Genomic DNA, 972 nt, shown 5'->3' on the forward strand with positions numbered 1-972 from the left:
AGGGGAAACATCCAACCCGATCGAATCTGTGACAAAAGCAACCAGATCCGTTGTATGGCGCATCATCGTCTTTTACGTGGGCTCAATCGCCATTGTCGTGGCGCTTTTGCCATGGAATTCAGCAAATATTTTAGAAAGCCCTTTCGTCGCTGTACTTGAGCATATAGGAGTGCCGGCAGCCGCACAGATTATGAACTTTATCGTCCTCACAGCCGTACTCTCTTGCCTGAATTCAGGTTTGTATACCACATCCAGAATGCTGTATTCACTTGCAGAAAGAAACGAAGCGCCGCGCCGTTTTATGAAATTGAGCAAAAAAGGCGTTCCCGTACAAGCCATTGTGGCCGGGACATTTTTCTCTTATATCGCGGTCGTAATGAACTATTTTTCACCGGATACCGTCTTTTTATTCTTAGTCAACTCATCAGGCGCAATCGCTTTACTCGTCTATCTTGTCATCGCCGTTTCCCAGCTGAAAATGCGGAAAAAACTCGAAAAAACAAACCCGGAAGCATTGAAGATCAAAATGTGGCTCTTCCCTTTCCTAACCTACTTGACCATCATCGCCATTTGCGGAATTTTAGTGTCCATGGCGTTTATTGATTCCATGAGAGACGAGCTGCTGCTGACAGGCGTCATCACGGGAATCGTTCTGATTTCTTACCTTGTGTTCAGAAAACGCAAGGTGAGCGAGAAAGCGGCTGCCAACCCAGTCACACAGCAGCAGCCCGATATCCTGCCTTAATGCTGATCAAATCCTAAACGGCCTGCCGTTTAGGATTTTGTTATTTTCTTCTTCGGGCGGTCTGCAGCACGAAGATTTTTTGTAACCATCACGTCCTTATTGTCATTAACTATAGTACCAATTTGGAAAATTTAGATAAGGACAGATGAAAATGACACTTGAAAAATTTGTGGATGCTCTCCCAATCCCAGATACACTAAAGCCAGTACAGCAATCAAAAGAAAAAA

2 protein-coding genes are annotated in these 972 nt (G+C 44.5%); both read left to right on the forward strand.

The annotated features are described in order from the left end of the window. A partial coding sequence (locus tag ACWHAR_RS23830) for an amino acid permease (RefSeq protein WP_452088034.1) occupies nucleotides 1-745 on the forward strand: 745 nt, incomplete at its 5' end. Between the two features lie 151 nt (nucleotides 746-896). Beyond that, the coding region (locus ACWHAR_RS23835) for a hypothetical protein (RefSeq protein ID WP_452088035.1) at nucleotides 897-972 on the forward strand (76 nt) is incomplete at its 3' end.

Source organism: Bacillus sp. LR--39, from assembly GCF_053613335.1.